The organism is Streptomyces sp. P9(2023), assembly GCF_032436795.1.
Classification (GTDB): Bacteria; Actinomycetota; Actinomycetes; order Streptomycetales; family Streptomycetaceae; genus Streptomyces.
In genome coordinates this window covers 1-324 of record NZ_JAUPWM010000284.1, presented here as the reverse complement: position 1 = coordinate 324, position 324 = coordinate 1, and the positions used below count along the sequence as shown (strand labels likewise).

At 50.6% G+C, this 324-nt stretch carries 1 protein-coding gene; it reads left to right on the top strand.

The window, feature by feature from the left end; translation table 11 throughout:
• Positions 1-324 (top strand): hypothetical protein (locus Q5762_RS37650; protein ID WP_315896814.1); only part of this gene is annotated, 324 nt, incomplete at both ends.

Sequence of the window (324 nt, the reverse complement as noted above, 5' to 3'; positions counted from 1 at the left end):
TGTTCAGTCTGACGTCAGAAAGAATGGTCGGCGTGAGCCTTCCTATGGTCCGTTCCAGCTTCTCGTTGGTGGCGGCAATACTGGCTTTCCAGAAGGACTGGGTAACAGTTTTATCAAGGATACTGGCCTTGATCCATCTGATCCAGCAAACAAGGAAGCTACGATTGCTTATGCTCTCCGTGAAGCGTCTCAGAATGGTTGGGGTAAGTGGTATGGTGCTAAGAATGTTGGTATTGGTAATCGCGATGGTATTGGTGGCAATGGTTCTAAAGACCTGCCTGCCTTTGATCGTGGCAGTGCCACTGGTGTGGCTGGTCCTGCCTC